Origin of the sequence: Streptomyces sp. HUAS 31, assembly GCF_028198125.1 — a bacterium.
In the GTDB taxonomy this organism is placed as follows: Bacteria; Actinomycetota; Actinomycetes; order Streptomycetales; family Streptomycetaceae; genus Streptomyces; species Streptomyces chartreusis.
The window spans coordinates 5,288,716-5,305,370 of record NZ_CP116353.1 but is presented as its reverse complement, the minus strand read 5'-3'; the positions used below and the strand labels follow the sequence as shown (position 1 = coordinate 5,305,370).

Annotated in this window: 13 protein-coding genes; 4 read left to right on the top strand and 9 right to left on the bottom strand. The window is 71.8% G+C overall.

Features of this window, described 5'->3' with window-relative positions:
- Positions 1 to 12 precede the first annotated feature (12 nt).
- The gene (locus PGH47_RS23675; RefSeq protein WP_271665122.1) at positions 13 to 2,664 is read left to right on the top strand and encodes a DEAD/DEAH box helicase; all 2,652 of its coding nucleotides are present in this window, start codon (positions 13 to 15) and stop codon (positions 2,662 to 2,664) included.
- Here the strand turns inward: PGH47_RS23675 and PGH47_RS23670 are convergent.
- From PGH47_RS23670 to ssd, 7 genes are all read right to left on the bottom strand, one after another.
- The gene (locus PGH47_RS23670) at positions 2,561 to 3,067 is read right to left on the bottom strand and encodes an Rv3654c family TadE-like protein (protein WP_271665121.1); all 507 of its coding nucleotides are present in this window, start codon (positions 3,065 to 3,067) and stop codon (positions 2,561 to 2,563) included. The two genes, PGH47_RS23675 and PGH47_RS23670, sit on opposite strands and share 104 nt — an antisense overlap.
- The gene (locus PGH47_RS23665) at positions 3,064 to 3,462 is read right to left on the bottom strand and encodes a TadE family type IV pilus minor pilin (protein WP_271665120.1); all 399 of its coding nucleotides are present in this window, start codon (positions 3,460 to 3,462) and stop codon (positions 3,064 to 3,066) included. The genes PGH47_RS23670 and PGH47_RS23665 overlap by 4 nt, the downstream gene beginning before the upstream one ends.
- Entirely contained in the window at positions 3,449 to 3,658 is a 210-nt protein-coding gene (locus PGH47_RS23660; RefSeq protein ID WP_271665119.1) for a DUF4244 domain-containing protein, read from the bottom strand. Before PGH47_RS23660 ends, PGH47_RS23665 begins: the two co-directional genes overlap by 14 nt.
- 139 nt (positions 3,659 to 3,797) lie before the next feature.
- Positions 3,798 to 4,589 (bottom strand): type II secretion system F family protein, encoded by a 792-nt coding sequence (locus tag PGH47_RS23655; RefSeq protein WP_271665118.1) that lies wholly within the window; start codon positions 4,587 to 4,589, stop codon positions 3,798 to 3,800.
- A gap of 127 nt (positions 4,590 to 4,716) precedes the next feature.
- Positions 4,717 to 5,559 (bottom strand): type II secretion system F family protein, encoded by an 843-nt coding sequence (locus PGH47_RS23650; RefSeq protein ID WP_271668133.1) that lies wholly within the window; start codon positions 5,557 to 5,559, stop codon positions 4,717 to 4,719.
- 1 nt (position 5,560) lies between these two features.
- Positions 5,561 to 6,943, bottom strand: coding sequence for a TadA family conjugal transfer-associated ATPase (locus tag PGH47_RS23645; protein WP_443048618.1), 1,383 nt, complete (start codon positions 6,941 to 6,943; stop codon positions 5,561 to 5,563).
- A 92-nt stretch (positions 6,944 to 7,035) separates the two neighbouring features.
- Positions 7,036 to 8,163: a septum site-determining protein Ssd gene (gene ssd, locus PGH47_RS23640; RefSeq protein ID WP_271665116.1), complete on the bottom strand. Its 1,128-nt coding sequence runs from the start codon at positions 8,161 to 8,163 to the stop codon at positions 7,036 to 7,038.
- A 559-nt stretch (positions 8,164 to 8,722) separates the two neighbouring features.
- On the opposite strand from ssd, the gene PGH47_RS23635 reads away from it, so the two are divergent.
- Complete coding sequence (locus tag PGH47_RS23635) at positions 8,723 to 9,556, top strand: HAD family hydrolase (protein WP_271665115.1); 834 nt, start codon at positions 8,723 to 8,725, stop codon at positions 9,554 to 9,556.
- 502 nt (positions 9,557 to 10,058) lie between these two features.
- Here PGH47_RS23635 and PGH47_RS23630 read toward each other — a convergent pair.
- Positions 10,059 to 10,883 carry an oxidoreductase gene (locus tag PGH47_RS23630; RefSeq protein WP_271665114.1) on the bottom strand — a complete coding sequence of 275 codons (825 nt, stop codon included), beginning with the start codon at positions 10,881 to 10,883 and terminating at the stop codon, positions 10,059 to 10,061.
- A gap of 145 nt (positions 10,884 to 11,028) precedes the next feature.
- Here PGH47_RS23630 and PGH47_RS23625 point away from each other — a divergent pair, with 145 nt between their 5' ends.
- Positions 11,029 to 12,039, top strand: coding sequence for an ATP-binding protein (locus PGH47_RS23625; protein ID WP_271665113.1), 1,011 nt, complete (start codon positions 11,029 to 11,031; stop codon positions 12,037 to 12,039).
- Here the strand turns inward: PGH47_RS23625 and PGH47_RS23620 are convergent.
- Positions 12,029 to 13,336, bottom strand: a complete 1,308-nt coding sequence (locus PGH47_RS23620; RefSeq protein WP_271665112.1) for a hypothetical protein — start codon at positions 13,334 to 13,336, stop codon at positions 12,029 to 12,031. The genes PGH47_RS23625 and PGH47_RS23620 overlap by 11 nt on opposite strands.
- Positions 13,337 to 13,630: 294 nt before the next feature.
- Here PGH47_RS23620 and PGH47_RS23615 point away from each other — a divergent pair, with 294 nt between their 5' ends.
- On the top strand, positions 13,631 to 16,393 hold the full coding sequence (locus tag PGH47_RS23615; protein ID WP_271665111.1) for a bifunctional SulP family inorganic anion transporter/carbonic anhydrase: 2,763 nt from the start codon (positions 13,631 to 13,633) through the stop codon (positions 16,391 to 16,393).
- Positions 16,394 to 16,655 lie beyond the last annotated feature (262 nt).

Genomic DNA, 16,655 nt, shown 5'->3' with positions numbered 1-16,655 from the left:
TCGCCAGCCGCGATGGCATTCAATCACTTACCGGCAGGCGTGCACGACGCCTTGGTCCCATTGTCCGTCACGCCAGTGACACACTCGGTCCCGATGGCCAAGAATCACCGATCCGATCGATCCCCGACGGGCCCCGTTTCCCGGGTGGACCCGGGCGCGGTGCTGGGCCGACTCGCCTCGGGGCCGAGTCGGGCTTCGCGCATCACTCATACGGAGCATGTGCCCCCGCGGGAGGGCCGCCATGCCGTCTGGCCCGACCGGATCCGCGCGGAGGTCATCGCCGCGGTGCAGACGGCCGGAATCCAGCATCCATGGGCCCACCAGGCACGCGCCGCCGAGCACGCCCTGGACGGCGACTCGGTGGTCGTCGCCACGGGCACGGCCTCCGGCAAGTCCCTGGCCTACCTCGTGCCCGTCCTGTCGACACTCCTGGACGGTTCAGAAGCCCCGAACGGCCGCGGCGCGACCGCCCTCTACCTGGCCCCGACCAAGGCTCTTGCGGCGGACCAGTGCCGTTCGGTGAAGGAACTTTCACATCCGCTGGGCAATTCCGTCCGACCCGCCGTGTACGACGGCGATACTCCGTTCGAGGAACGCGAGTGGGTCCGCCAGTACGGCAACTACGTCCTGACCAACCCCGACATGCTGCACCGCGGCATACTCCCGTCCCACCCCCGCTGGTCCTCCTTCCTGAAGGCGCTCAAGTACGTCGTCATCGACGAGTGCCACACCTACCGCGGCGTCTTCGGCTCCCACGTCGCCCAGGTGCTGCGCCGACTGCGCCGCCTGTGCGCCCGCTACGGCGCCTCCCCGGTCTTCCTGCTGGCCTCCGCGACGGCTGCCGAGCCCGCCGTCGCCGCCCGCCGCCTCACCGGCCTGCCGGTCGTGGAGGTCGCCGACGACGCCTCCCCGCGCGGCGAACTGGTCTTCGCCCTCTGGGAGCCCCCGCTCACCGAGATGCAGGGCGAGAAGGGCGCACCCGTCCGGCGTACGGCCACCGCCGAGACGGCGGACCTCCTGACCGATCTCGCGGTGCAGGGCATCCGCTCGGTCGCCTTCGTACGCTCCCGGCGCGGCGCCGAGCTGATCTCGGTCATCGCCCAGGAACGCCTCGCCGAGGTCGACCGCTCCCTCGCCCGGCGTGTCGCGGCGTACCGCGGCGGCTACCTCCCCGAGGAACGCCGCGCCCTGGAACAGGCCCTACACTCCGGCGAGCTCCTCGGCCTGTCGGCCACCACCGCCCTGGAACTCGGCATCGACGTCTCCGGCCTCGACGCCGTACTGATCGCCGGCTACCCGGGCACACGCGCCTCCCTGTGGCAGCAGGCGGGTCGGGCCGGCCGCTCCGGACAGGGCGCCCTCGCGGTCCTCGTCGCCCGCGACGATCCGCTGGACACCTACCTCGTCCACCATCCCGAGGCCCTGTTCGACCGTCCGGTGGAATCGACGGTCCTCGACCCCGACAACCCGTACGTCCTCGCACCGCATCTGTGCGCGGCGGCCGCGGAGATCCCGCTGACCGATGAGGACCTTGAGCTGTTCGGCCCCGAGACCGAAGGGCTGCTGCCGCAGCTGGAGGCCGCGAAGCTGCTGCGCCGACGCACCAAGGCCTGGCACTGGACGCGCCGGGAACGGGCCGCCGACCTCACCGACATCCGTGGCGAAGGCGGCCGTCCGGTCCAGGTCGTCGAGGCCGGGACGGGCCGGCTGCTCGGCACGGTCGACGCGGGCGCCGCGCACGGCTCCGTCCACGAGGGCGCGGTCCACCTGCACCAGGGCCGTACGTACCTGGTGCGCTCCCTCGACCTGGAGGACTCCGTCGCCCTGGTCGAGGAGGCCGCCCCGCCCTACTCGACCGTCGCCCGCGACACGACGGCGATCTCCGTCCTGGAAACTGACGTCGAGATCCCCTGGGGCGACGGCCGCCTCTGCTACGGCTCCGTCGAGGTCACCAACCAGGTGGTCTCCTTCCTGCGCCGCCGGCTGATCACCGGCGAAGTACTGGGCGAGACGAAGCTCGACCTCCCTCCTCGTACGCTGCGCACCCGCGCGGTGTGGTGGACGGTCACCGAGGACCAGCTGGACGAGGCCCGGATCAACCCGGAGATCCTCGGTGGCGCCCTGCACGCCGCCGAGCACGCCTCGATCGGCCTGCTGCCCCTCTTCGCGACCTGCGACCGCTGGGACATCGGCGGCGTCTCGATCCCGCTCCACCCCGACACGCTGCTCCCCACGGTCTTCGTCTACGACGGCCACCCCGGCGGCGCGGGCTTCGCCGAGCGCGCCTTCCACACGGCCCGCTCCTGGCTCACCGCCACCCGCCAGGCCATCGCCTCCTGCGAGTGCGACGCCGGCTGCCCGTCCTGCATCCAGTCCCCCAAGTGCGGCAACGGCAACGATCCGCTGCACAAGCGGGGGGCCGTGCGGTTGCTGACGGTTTTGTTGCGGGGGGCGCCGGAGGAGTCGGACGAGGGTGGGGGCCCGGCCGAGGACTCCGGTGCGGTTCGGGACGCGGGGTCCGCGTCGGCGTCGGATGGGGCAGCCGTGGCCTCGCAATCGGTCACGGAACCGGTCTCGGCCGGTGCGTCACCGCAGGGTCCGGTGGCAGACGCGCCGTCGGCAGTGGAAGCTCCGTCTGCTCAGCAGGCCCCGCCCGCGCCCTGACCTCGGCCGCGAAGGGGCCTCGGCCCGAAGCCGCGGTCACGTCCGAGACCTCGCCGACCAGTACGCACCGCACGAGCCGCACGCCTTGCGAGTCGGCGACCCGTTCAGCCCGTGCACAGGCCGCCGGGCCGCCCGCCGCCCAGTGGTCGGCCGCTGCCAGCGCCGCGAGGTCGGCGCCGCCTGCCGCACGGTGCCGGGTCACGACGGCGTGGCCCAGGGCGAGTACGACGCCGAAGACGACGCAGAGCACGGTGATGGCACCGAGGCTCCAGACAGTGGCGGAGCCTCGGTCGGAGGGCGGGTAGGGGGCAGCTTTCCGGGCAGCGCTCCGAAGGCCGGCTGCGGCGCGCGTGGTGCGGCCTGCCACAGACCTGCGACGGCCTGTCTCCGAACCCCCTCTCATGTCCCCGCCCCCACCGTCTCCTCGGCCACAGCCACGGCTTCCTCCCGTACCTCGAAGGGGAGCCCCGTCAGCACGGGCGGCTTGGCCACGACGACCACGCGGACCTCGTCGCCCTCCCGGTCGACCGTGACTGTCGCGCCGCGGGGTGCCGCCTCGCGGGTCACCTCGATCACCGCGCCGGTGGGGTCCTGCCGGGCCGCCGCGCGGGCGCCGGTCCGGGCAGCGTCCACGCATTGGATCTGCGCCGCCATCACGAGCAGGCCCCACACCAGCGCCATCGCGAACATGACCAGAACCGGCAGGACGACAGCCGACTCGGCGGTGACGAAGCCCCGGTCCGAGCCCCCGAGCGGCCTCCTGGCCCGCCGCCCCCTCTCCTCCTCACATCCGCGCATCGAGCGCCCGCTTCACGATGGCCTGCAACTCCTCGCTGACCTCCCCGCTCGTCACGACCTTGTAGAGCACCACCGCGAACGCCACCGCCGCCACGATCCCCATCGCGTACTCGGACGTGACCATCCCGGCATCGCCCCTTGCCGCCCGCACCCTGCACACCAGCGCGCGCATCCGTGCCCGTACCGCCTTGCACATCTCAACCCCCGTAAGGTTCAGTCCCGTTGAAACAAACTGTTGAAATTCCGCTGCCCGGCGCCCTCAAGCGCCCGCAGCCGGCCCTGCCTGTCGCAGAACCCCCGGCCGTCGGCCTGTGGCCGCAGCCGCACTCACCCCGTCAGCCGGCACCCCCTCCCAACACCCCGCCGGCCAGTCCGATCACCACTGGCGCGACACCGACCGCGATGAACGCGGGCAGGAAGCACAGGCCCACCGGCGCGCTGACCATCACGGCCGCCCGTCTGGCCCGTTCCGTCGCGTTGCGCGTCCACTCGGCGCGGGCCTCCGCAGCAAGCCGCGCGACCGGTCCGGCCGCCGGAAGCCCCGTCACATCGGCCCGTTCCAGCAGGCGCGCCAGCGCCCCCGCTCCAGGCAGGGCGGCCAACCGCTGCCACGCCTCGCCCGGTTCACCGCCGAGCCGTACCTCCGCCGCACCTCGTGACAGCCCGTCCCCGACGGGACCGCCGAGTGCCTCGCCCACCGCCTGAGCGGCGATCACGGGACCGGCACCCGCCGAGATGCAGGCCGCGAGGAGATCGGCGGCGAGTGGAAGCCGACGTGCCACCTCAGTGGCGTCGATCTCCTGCACGGCACCGGCAGCGGCTCTCTGCCGACGCCGCCACAGCCACATCCCGCCCGCGGCACCCAGTCCCACCGCCAGACCGGCGACCCCGCCCACCAGCGCCCAACCGGCACCCCCGACCGCTGCCAGGGGCAGCCATTGCCGCACGCCCTGCCGGACGTCGTACCGTCTGCGAGTCGGCATCACCTCGGCCGGCGTCATCAACGACCCCAGCCGTCGCCGAGCCCTTCGCTCGCGCCGGACATCGGCCGACCACCGCAGCAGCCAACCGGCCACCAGCACCGCCCCCATCGCCATCCCCAGCCTGTGGACAACCTCCGCGTTCACCTCGCCGCCTCCCGTTCGCGGCGATCATCAACTCGGCCTCTCACGCGACTCCGCACGCTGCCTCCCAACCGACTCCGTACGCGCCGCGCAAGCGATCCCTGACCGACTCGCCCTCCCACTCGGCACCTCACCCCGCCTCTGCTCCTCGCACGATCCGCGTCGCCCACCACATCCCGAGCCCCTCCAGCACTCCGCCGACGACCAGGCATCCGAACCCCGCCCCGGTGTGCAGCAGCACATGCAGTGGGTCGGCTCCCATGGCGGCGCCGAGCAACAGCCCCAGGACCGGCAAGGCGGCCAGCATCAGCACCGTCGATCTGGCGCCGGCCAACTGGGCCCGCAGGTCGGCACGTTGGTCGCGCTCCGCCCGCAGTGCCGCCTCCAGCCGGTCGAGCCCTGCCGCGAGCCCCGCGCCCTGGTCCACTGCGACCCGCCAACACGCCGCCAGCCCCGACAGGCCCTCGGCGCCCGGCTGCCGTGCCGCGGAGGAGAGCGCGACCGGCACATCCCCACCGAACTTCGCAGCCGCCAACACCGCGGACTGTGCCTCACCGAGCCCGCCGGACTCCCACGCCGCCCGCAGCAGCGCCTCGCCCGGCTGCCGGCCGGCCCGTACCTCCCCGGCGAGCGTCGCGCACAGCGTGATCACCGCCGCCACGCGACGCTCCCTCGTTCCGCGCGCCTCCCGGGCCAGCCGCACCCGCCTCAGCAATGGCACCCCGGCCGCCCCCACGACGACCGGCAGCACCGACGACCCGAGCAGCGCCAGCACCAGCCCGACGGCAGCCGCCCACCATTCGGCGCGAATCCGCCCTCGCAGCTCACCTGCCAGCCGCCGCCAGTCAGGTGGCCCGGCACCCACGGCCCCACCACCGGCCAGCAACAACTGGGCCCGTCGCGCCCCGGAGTTCGGCCCGCCCAGCAACCAGGCCGCCACACCGAGGCACAGCACAGCCACGCCCTCCGACATCTCACCCACCCCAATCACCCCATCCCTCAAACCCACCGGGCGCTGGCCCGACAGCGCCCTCACCCCGAAGCAACCCCCGCAGCCGCCCCCACCCCCGCTCGTACGCGAAGGCCTCCGTGCCCCACCGCAGCGCCGGCACCGTCCGCACCAACCCCGACTGGTCCCGCTCCAGCACATGCACCTCGGCGATCCGCCGACTCCCGGTCCGGTCGCGTACGAGATGGAGTACGACCGACAAGGCAGCCGCCAACTGGCTGTGCAGCGCGGCCCGGTCGAGCCCGGCCGCCGTACCGAGGGCCTCCAGCCGGGCCGGTACATCGGCCGCCGCGTTGGCGTGGACCGTGCCGCACCCGCCTTCATGGCCCGTGTTCAGCGCGGCCAGCAGATGGACGACTTCAGGGCCGCGTACCTCGCCCACGACCAGCCGGTCCGGCCGCATCCGCAGTGCCTGCCGCACCAGGTCGTCGAGAGCGACGAGCCCGGCGCCCTCCTGGTTGGCCGGCCTGCTCTCCAGCCGCACGACATGCGGATGGTCCGGCCTCAGCTCGGCGGAGTCCTCGGCGAGCACGATCCGCTCGCCGTCCCCCACCAGTCCGAGCAGGGCACTCAGCAAGCTGGTCTTGCCTGTGCCCGTGCCGCCGCTGATGAGGAACGCCAGCCGTGCGTCGACCAGTGCGCGCAGCACCCGGTCCCCGCCGGGCGGCACCGTGCCGGCGGCGACCAGTTCGTCGAGCGTGAACGCCCGCGGCCGTACCACTCGCAGCGACAAGCACGCGCAGCCGACGGCAACGGGTGGAAGCACCGCGTGCAGCCGGGTCCCGTCGGGAAGCCGGGCGTCCACCCAGGGCCGCGCGTCGTCCAGTCGCCGCCCGGCCACCGCGGCCAAGCGCTGCGCGAGGCGTCGTACGGCAGCCGCGTCCGGGAAGGACACGGACGTCAGCTCCAGGCCGCCGCCGCGGTCCACCCACACACGGTCCGGCGCCGACACCAGTACGTCCGTCACGGAGGGGTCGGCGAGCAGTGGTTCCAGCGGGCCGCTGCCGACCAGCTCGGACCGCAACTGCGCGGCTGCCCCGAGGACTTCGGCGTCCCCCAGCACCCTGCCCTGCTCGCGCAGAGCCTGCGCCACTCGCGCGGGCGTCGGCTCGGCCCCGCTCTCGGCCAGCCACTGCCGCACCCCGTCCAGCAACTCCGACGGCACGCCGACGGCCGTGGCCGCCAATCGCTCCGGCACCAAGCTCCCGGCCGACGAACCAGCCCGCGCGGCCGAGTCCCGCCGTCCACCAACAGCAGCGCTCTCACGCCCGCTCACCCGATCGAGCCCCACCGCCTCCCCCACGCCGCCCTCGCGCCCGCTCACTCCATGCCCCGACGCCGTACGCATGCCGGCCTCGCGCCCGCTCCCCCGGTCAAGCCCCGCCGCCGTACCCACGCCGCCCCCGCGCCTGCTCCCCCGGTCAAGCCCCGCCGCCGTACTCATGCCGTCCTCGCCTCAAGCAAAGAGCGCTCCCAGAACTCCCGGCAGAACCGGGCCAGTGGTCCTCGCCCGGTTGCCCCCGGCGGTTCGTCGCTCTCGTGCGGCCGCAGCAGCCCCGGCTCGACCGGCACCTCGCCCACCAGTGGCAGGTCCAGCAGTCGAGCCACCTCGTGGTCGTCGAGGCCGGGTGCGTAGGGACCGCGTACCGCCACCCGCAGGTCCCGTAGGACGAGCCGAGCCGCGGAGGCCACTTGGCGGGCGGCGGCGACGGCGCGGAGTTCGGCGGGGACCACGAGGATCCCGACGTCGAGTTGGGCCAGGGCCTCGGCGACCCCGTCGTCGATGCGACGCGGCAGGTCGACGACGACCGTGCCGCCCCGGCGTCGGGCCGCAGCGAGCACCGCTCGCATCGCCTGCGGCGGAACCGCGACGCATTCGCCGCGGTCCCAGCTCAGGACCCGAAGGGAGTGCAGCTTCGGCAGCGACTCCTCCAGCGCGCCACTGCCGAGCCGCCCGCGCGAGCCGGCGAACGAGGGCCAGCGCAGCCCCTCGGCCGACTCGCCGCCGAGGAGTACATCGAGTCCGCCGCCCAGCGGATCGGCGTCCACGAGGAGTGTGCGCAGTCCCTCACGCGCGGCGGTGACGGCGAGGGCACACGCGAGCGTGGAGGCTCCTGCGCCGCCCCGGCCGCCGATGACGCCGACGGTGAGGGCGGGGCGGCCGACGCCCTCGGTGACGTCGGCGATGCGGTCGACCAGCCACTCTTCGCCGTCCGGCAGCATCAGGACGTGGTCCGCCCCGATCTCGACGGCCCGGCGCCACACCCCGGCGTCGTCCTGGTCCCGGCCCACCAGCACCACCCCGCCCCTGCGTCCCGCGCCGCGTACGCGCCGTGCGGCGTCGTCGCCGACCAGGACGAGCGGCGCGGCCTCCCAACTGCCTCTGGGCTCGGGCACTCCGTGGTGGACTTCGGGTGTGGCGCCGGCCGCCGCGCACAGGCGCAGCAGGTCGTCCAGCAGTTCGGCGTCTTCCGTGACGATCAACGGCCTGCCCGGCCGCCCGGAGGCGGCGGACGGCGGATCGTGTGTGACGACTGCGGTCACGGTTTCCGTCCCCCTTCGCTGCATCGCTCGCGCAGCCCTGCGGCCCCGCGATTCCCAAACGTGTGAAGAACCGGCAACCGGCCTCCATATGAACGGCCGATACGAACCGGCCAAACGCACCCGACAAACCGGAACCGGCCAACAAGTCGGCCCGAGCCGGACGCGTTGGAATCACGGTGCAGCGAACCCGGAAATCGTGTGGATCTTGGTCGATAACTGTGGACAACTCAGCAGTTGTGAATATCGCCGTCACCCAAACCGGTGACCCCCACACCGACCCGTGTACGACTTCCGCAGAGCAGCGCGACGGCTACACACAGTCACGAATCATGAGCATGGCGAACAGGCGGCCGCAGCCGCCTCGCCGCAGCCCTTGCGGCAGTGCTCGAAAGAAGAAAACCCACCCGGACATGCGACGACCCCCGCCGGGGGGGAGAGCGGGGGTCGTCTCCACGGCCGACTCGGGGGGGGAGGAGTCGGACCGGGTTAGCACGGTCGCGAACGATCCGTGACTTCCATGGTGTACCCGAGAGCCCTCTCAGGCAAACCCACGCGCCCACCTTACGCCGAATGGGCTGCGCCTATGCTCAGGGTCGTGGAAAACCACTCCTTGCCCCGCACAGCGGCCTTCTTTGACCTGGACAAGACGGTCATTGCGAAGTCGAGCACGCTCACCTTCAGCAAGTCGTTCTACCAAGGCGGCCTGATCAACCGCAGGGCCGCCTTGCGGACCGCATATGCCCAGTTCGTCTTCCGAGTGGGCGGTATGGACCATGACCAGATGGAGCGCACGCGGAAGTACCTCTCCGCGCTCGTCCGCGGCTGGAACGTCCAGCAGGTCAAGGAGATCGTCGCCGAGACGCTGCACGACCTGATCGACCCGATCATCTACGACGAGGCCGCCTCCCTCATCGAGGAGCACCACATCGCCGGCCGCGACGTGGTGATCGTGTCCACCTCCGGCGCCGAGGTCGTCGAGCCGATCGGCGAGCTGCTCGGCGCCGACCGCGTGGTGGCCACGCGCATGGTCGTGGGCGCCGACGGCTGCTTCACCGGAGAGGTGGAGTACTACGCGTACGGCCCGACGAAGGCCGAGGCCATCAGGGAACTCGCCGAGTCCGAGGGCTATGACCTCGACCGCTGCTACGCCTACAGCGACTCGGCGACGGACCTGCCGATGCTGGAGGCGGTCGGGCATCCGCGCGCCGTGAACCCGGACCGTGCGCTGCGCCGCGAGGCACTCGCGCGCGGGTGGCCGATTCTCGATTTCCATCGCCCGGTCCGGCTCAAGCAGCGGCTCCCCTCCTTCTCCGTACCGCCACGTCCGGCCCTTGTCGCGGCAGCCGCCATAGGAGCAGCGGCGGCCACCGCGGGCCTGGTCTGGTACGCGAACCGACGCCGTACGGCGCCCGTCTGACCTGCACCTTCCCCTTTACGCACACCCCACTCGACAAACAAGCGCCCGTTTGAAGTGATTTGAGAGTAAAAGTAAAGAACTGCGACCAGGCCTTCCGCTTGGTTGTGACCTGGAGTACAAAGGAGTCAACGGCCCGCGAGACCAAGGACATCCGAGAGGATCACCTTAAATACGCATTTGGCCCCACGGACCGAGCATGAACATTGGGCACCCACGCGACGTCGACCCGTCGATTACGGGCCAGCCGCACCAGGCCACGGGCAAAGTTCCCGACCTGATGGGCAACATATCGAGGACGCTTGGTAACCCGGTGAACATGCCAGCGGCGGTACGAATCCTCGTACCGCCGCAACTCTTGTGGGCCCCCGCGCGGGATTCCCGGAACTCGACGAAGCCTCACACTCGCGTGCGCCAAGCCATTCCGCGCCGCCGCGCTCTACGACGGCGAAACCCCGCCTTACGACACCCCGACTTACGACACCCCGCCTGACGGCACCCGGCCCTACGCCGCCCCGCGCTGAAGCGCCTCGCACACCGCCGTCGACTCGCGTGCCCCGAGCTCGATCGCCTTGCCGCAGTGGGCGATCCACGCGGCCATGCCCTCGGGAGTGCCGGACACATAGCCTTCGAGCGCCGCCAGATAAGCCGCGCGCCCGAGTTCCGCGTGACCGACCTCGGCCGGGCAGACGGACTTGGGGTCGAGGCCGCTGCCGACCAGGACGATGCGTTCGGCGGTACGGGCGACCAGGCCGTTGTTGGAGGTGAACGGGCGCAGCGCGAGGAGCTCGCCGTGCACGACGGCCGCCGTCACCAGGGCGGGCGCCGAACCGCCCGCGATGATCAGCTCGGCCAGCCCTTCCAGCCGGCCGTGCACCTCGTCGGCGCTCGGCAGCGGAAGCTCGATCAGGGGCTCGTCGACGGGCTCGCCGGCCTGGCGCGGGCGCCCGACCTCGCCCTCGTGGCTCGCCGCCGCCACCAGGTGCAGGCGGGCCAGCACCCGCAGCGGCGACTGCCGCCAGATGGACAGCAGTTGACCCGCCTCGGCCGTCAGCCGCAGGGACGCGCCCACGACGCGCGCCTCGTCGTCACCACTGAAGTCGGTACGCCGACGCACCTCTTCGAGCGCCCAGTCGGCACCCGACAGCGCCGCCGAGCCACGGGCCCCGCGCAGCGCCGCCTCGGAGGTGATCTCGTTGCTGCGCCGACGCATGATCCGGTGCCCGTAGACCCGGTCCACAGCCTTGCGCACGGACTCCACGGACTCGGGGACCCCGGGCAGCGAACCGAGGGCCGCCAGCGGATCGGCGGACGCACCTGTCGTACTCATGAGTACGACACTACGCGCCCGCCTCTCGGCCGCCGGCGACCCCCCAACGAGCATCGCGCCCCTTCGATCGCCCGTACCCCACGATCGAGTGGCCTTCCCCATACGACTGCCACTTACAGCTATCACCCGACTACCGTTCGTGAACATGAAAATTGCTTTCGTCGGGAAGGGCGGCAGCGGCAAGACGACCCTGTCCTCTCTGTTCATCCGCCACCTCGCGGCCGCCGGCGCTCCCGTGGTGGCCGTCGACGCCGACATCAACCAGCACCTGGGGGCCGCGCTCGGCCTGGACGAGGCGCAGGCAGCCGCGGTGCCGGCAATGGGCGAGCGGCTGCCGCTGATCAAGGACCATCTGCGCGGCACGAACCCGCGGATCGCCTCCGCCCGAACGATGATCAAGACGACGCCGCCCGGCGAGGGTTCACGGCTGCTACGGGTGAGCGAGCCGAACCCGGTCTACGACGCCTGCGCCCGGCCGGTGGAACTCGCCGGCGGCGCCGTCCGTTTGATGGTCACCGGCCCCTTCACCGAGTCAGACCTCGGAGTCGCCTGCTACCACTCCAAGACGGGAGCGGTGGAGCTGTTCCTGAACCACCTGGTGGACGGCCCCGGTGAGTATGTCGTGGTCGACATGACGGCTGGCTCGGACTCCTTCGCCTCCGGCATGTTCACCCGCTTCGACATCACGTTCCTCGTCGCCGAGCCGACCCGGAAGGGGGTCTCCGTCTATCGCCAGTATCGGGAGTACGCCCAGGACTTCGGAGTCGTCCTGAAGGTCGTCGGCAACAAGGTGCAAGGTCAGGACGACCTCGACTTCCTCCGCGCCGAGGTCGGGGACGACCTGCTGGTGACTGTCGGGCACTCGGACTGGGTGCGCTCCATGGAGAAGGGCCGTCCGCCCCGGTTCGACCTCCTGGAGGACGAGAACCACCTCTCCCTGCGTCGGCTGCGCACGGCCGTGGACGCGACGTACGAGCTGCGGGACTGGGAGCGCTACACCCGCCAGATGGTGCACTTCCACCTGAAGAACGCCCGGTCCTGGGGGAATGGGCGCACCGGCGTCGACCTGGCCGCGCAGATCGACCCCGGGTTCGTGCTCGGGGAGGGCCTGTGCGCCCCACCCGAGGCCAACGCCTCGCTGACGCCTACTGCTTGAGCGGCGGAGCCCCGGGGACCCCCTTCGGGGCGGGCGCGGGGTGTCCGGACAGGAAGGACGCCCAGCCCTCCTTCGGGGCCTCGCCGACCTCCAGGGTGCGCAACTTCCGCAGGACCGCCGGGTCCTGGGCGTCGAGCCAGTCGGCGAGCTGCCGGAAGGAAACGCAGCGCACGTCGGGCTTGTTGCAGACGGCTTCGACGACCTCCTCGACGGCGCGCATGTAGGTGCCGCCGTTCCAGGACTCGAAGTGGTTGCCGATGATCAGGGGCGCGCGGTTGCCCTCATAGGCGCGGCGGAAGCCCATGAGCAGGCCGTCCCGCATCTGGTCGCCCCAGAACTCGTGCTTGTCGGGGTCACCCTGGCTCTTGGTGCCCGACTGGTTGACCATGAAGTTGTAGTCCATGGTGAGCTGCTCGTAGGAGTGCCCGGGGAAGGGCACGAGCTGCATCGACAGATCCCACAGGCCCTCCCTCTTCACGGGCCAGAGCTGGTTGTTGACGCCGCTGGAGTCGTAGCGGAAGCCCATCTCGCGGGCCGCCGTGACGAAGTTCTTGCGGCCCTCCAGGCAGGGTGTGCGGGCGCCGATGAGCTCCTTGTCGTAGTCGAAGGGGAGGGGGGACGCCTTGCTCATGCCGGTGTTGGTCTTCCAGGACTTGACGAATCGTTTCGCCTGAGTGATCTCGTCCTTCCACTCCTCCACGGACCACTCGCCGACACCGCCGCCGCTGCCGCAGAAGTGGCCGTTGAAGTGGGTGCCGATCTCGTTGCCCTCCAGCCACGCGAGGCGCAGCTGCTTCACGGTGTCGCTGATTCCCTCCGCGTCGTTGAAGCCGATGTCGGAGCGGCCCGGTGAGTGCTGCGGGGGCCGGTACAGGTCGCGCTTGTGGTCCGGCAGCATGTACACGCCGCTGAGGAAGTAGGTCATGGTCGCGCTGTTCGCCCTGGCCACCTTGCGGAAGTGGGAGAACAGCCTCTGTCCGTCCTCGCCGGCGCCGTCCCAGGAGAACACCACGAACTGCGGGGGTTTCTGACCGGGCTTGAGGCGTTCGGGCCGGGGCAGATGCGGCTGTGCGCCGGTGTACGCGGTGGACCCGTCACCGATCAGACGGACCGCGCTCCGGGGCGCGGGCGCCGCGGGCTTCGCCTTCTGCGGCCCGGGCGCCGACTGCCCGCTCGTGTCACGGCTCGCACAGCCGGCGAGCGATGCGGCACAGACCGCGGCGGCAGCGGTACCCGCGGCAATTCGTTGTGTCGCGGCGGTTTTTCGGGGGGCGGCGAACCTGCGAGTGGCGGCCATGTTCGGTCCACCTACTTCCTTCTCTCGGAGGGCGACAGCGCCGCCAAGGTCGCACGGGACCGAGAAAGGAATTAATACGACAAGCCGACTAATTAACCGCTTCACTCTTGAGAGGGATTTATTAGTCCATTTGCTCGGAAAATCTATTCCGTCACTTTACTCTGCATTACGATCCGTTTACCGACAGTTGATGCATCCCGCCGCTGTATGCCGTGACCACTCGGCCGCGACCCGACCCCCGCCCCGAGGGGACCGCCAGATTCGCGGCCGCGCTGCCCGGAGGAGACGGGAAACATGTCAGCCTGCGTTCCGACCCGCGCCGACGAGCCACGTCGAGAAGAGCACAGCCACGAACCACACAGCCCACCGCCGGCCCGCCGCCCGCGCCTCGCGGGTGCCGATGTCTCGGCTTCCATCGCGGTCTTCCTGATCGCACTCCCCCTTTCCCTCGGCATCGCCCTCGCCACCGGCGCGCCCCTTCAGGCCGGCCTCGTCGCCGCCGCCGTCGGAGGCCTCGTCGCCGGACGGCTCGGCGGCGCCCCGCTCCAGGTCAGCGGCCCCGCCGCCGGACTCACGGTCGTCACCGCCGAGCTCATCCACCAGTACGGATGGCGCACGACCTGTGCCATCACCGTCCTCGCCGGCCTCGCCCAACTCGGCCTCGGCCTCCTGCGCGTGGCCCGCACCGCGCTCGCCGTCAGCCCCGCGATCGTGCACGGCATGCTCGCCGGCATCGGCGTCACCATCGCCGTGGCCCAGCTGCACATCGTCCTCGGCGGCGTCCCGCACAGCTCGGTCCTGGACAACCTTCGCGAACTGCCCGCCCAGTTGGCCCGAGTGCATCCCGCCGCCCTGGCGGTGAGCGTGCTCACCCTCGCCCTGCTGGTGCTCTGGCCCAGACTTCCCGGCCGGGCCGGCAAGCTGCTGCGCAAGGTGCCGACCCCGCTCGTCGCCGTCGCCGTCGCGACCACGACCGCCTCGCTCTTGGGCCTGAGCCTGCCCAAGGTCGACCTGCCGTCCTGGAGCAGCCACGCACTGGCCGCCCTCCCCGACGGGCCGGTGCTCGGCCTCGTCGCCGCCGTGCTCACCATCACGCTGGTGTGCAGCGTGCAGTCGCTGCTCGGCGCGGTCGCCGTGGACAAGCTGGTCGCCGGCCGGCCGGAGCAGTCCGCCCAGGTCGGGCGCTCCGACCTGAACCGCGAGCTGCTCGGCCAGGGAGCCGCCAACGTCGTCTCCGGCGCGCTCGGCGGACTGCCCATCGCGGGTGTGGCCGTGCGCAGTTCGGCGAATGTTCACGCCGGTGCCGTGAGCCGGAACTCCACGATGCTGCACGGCGTTCTCGTAGTGGTCGCCGCGCTGCTGATGGTCCCGATCCTGGAGCTCATCCCGCTCGCCTCGCTCGCCGCCCTGGTGATGGCCGTCGGCATCCAGATGGTGTCCCTGCACCACATCCGCACGGTGACCCGCCACCGCGAGGTTCTGGTGTACGCCGTCACCACCCTCGCCGTGGTGTTCTTCGGCGTCCTGGAAGGCGTGACCCTGGGCATCGCCATGGCCGTCGGGGTCGCCCTGCACCGCCTCACCCGCACCCGCATCACGCACGACGAGACGGAAGGAGTCCATCACGTACATGTACGAGGGCAGTTGACGTTCCTCGCGGTGCCGCGTCTGAGCCGGACCCTGCATCTCGTGCCCCAGGGCGCCGACGTCGTCGTGGAGTTGGACGGGTCGTTCATGGACCACGCGGCCTACGAGTCGCTTCAGGACTGGCAGAACACGCACACCGTGCACGGCGGCACCGTCGAGCTCGTCGGCCGCAGGTCCGGGGTCCGCATCGGTGAGCCCACGGGACCGACCGGCCTCCAGGCCCTCACCGGGGTCGCCGCGGAGGAGAGTGCCGACTGCCGCTGCCACCCCTGGACGCCCTGGCGCAACCACCAGTGCGAGATCCCGGAGGCCGCCCTGCTCCGCGACGGGCAGCCCGGGGACGCTCAGGCGACGGGGGCCGACGACGCCGGTGGAGGCGCGGCGCCCTCGGACGCCGACGGTGCCCTTCGCGCGGACGGCACCGACAGCACCGGAGGTCACGGCGGCATCAGAGATCACGGCGGCACTGGAGGTCACGGCGGCACCGGCGAGCCCGACAAGGCCGGCGAGCCGAGTCCAACCGGCGGCGGCGCAGACGCCCTCGCTCGACCCGACGCGTCCGAGGACGACACCGCCGACGCGAGCGAAGACACCGGCACAAGCACTGCCACCGGCACTGGTGCAGGCCCGGGCGCCGATACAGGCGCAGGCACCAGCACCGGCGCACGCACCGGAGCAGCCGCAGACACCGGCACTGGCACCGGCACCGGCACCGGCGCAGCCACCGACACCAGCCGCCCCAGCGCCCGTCAACTGGCCCGTGGCATCAGCGCGTTCCAGCGCAACACCGCCCCCCTGGTGCGGGGTGAGCTGGCGCGGCTGGCGCGTGAAGGGCAGCAGCCGTCCCAGCTGTTCCTCACCTGCGCGGACTCCCGGCTGGTCACGTCGATGATCACCTCCAGTGGTCCCGGCGACCTGTTCGTGGTGCGCAACGTGGGCAACCTCGTTCCGCTGCCGGGCCGGGAGAGCGGGGACGACTCGGTGGCGGCCGCGATCGAGTACGCGGTGGACGTGCTCGAGGTGCGGTCGATCACGGTGTGCGGGCACTCCGGCTGCGGGGCCATGCAGGCGCTGCTCGCCTCAGAGCCGGGCGCCGCGCAGACCCCGCTCAGGCGGTGGCTGCGGCACGGGGAGCCGAGCCTGGAGCGGATGTCCGACGAGGACCGGCCCTGGGCCAGGCTCGCCGGTCGGGCACCGGCCGACGCGGTCGAGCAGCTCTGTCTGACCAACGTGGTGCAGCAGTTGGAGCACCTGCGCGCCCACGAGTCGGTGGCCCGGGCGTTGCGCGCGGGCCAGCTTGAGTTGCACGGGATGTACTTCCACGTGGGCGAGGCACAGGCGTACCTGCTGGCCGAGGGCCACGAGGACCGGGTGTTCGACCACGTGGGTGTGGCGGACCTGTCGGCCTGACGCAGGCAGCCGTGCGCGGCCCCGCTGCTCGGCGGGGCCGCGCTCCCATGGAGTCCGCCTGCCCGCGCTCCCCCAGAGTCCGACTGCCCGCGCTCCCATGTGGCCCACCTGCAGAACTCCCGTGTGGCCGACCGCCGCCCTCCGACGTGATCGACGTCGCGCCTCACCCCCGCCCGGATGTGAGAGGGGTTACAGACCTGAACCGCCCTCGGCCGGCGTCCGTGGGAACGGATAACCCCGGCACAAACCGCAGCTCGGGGCC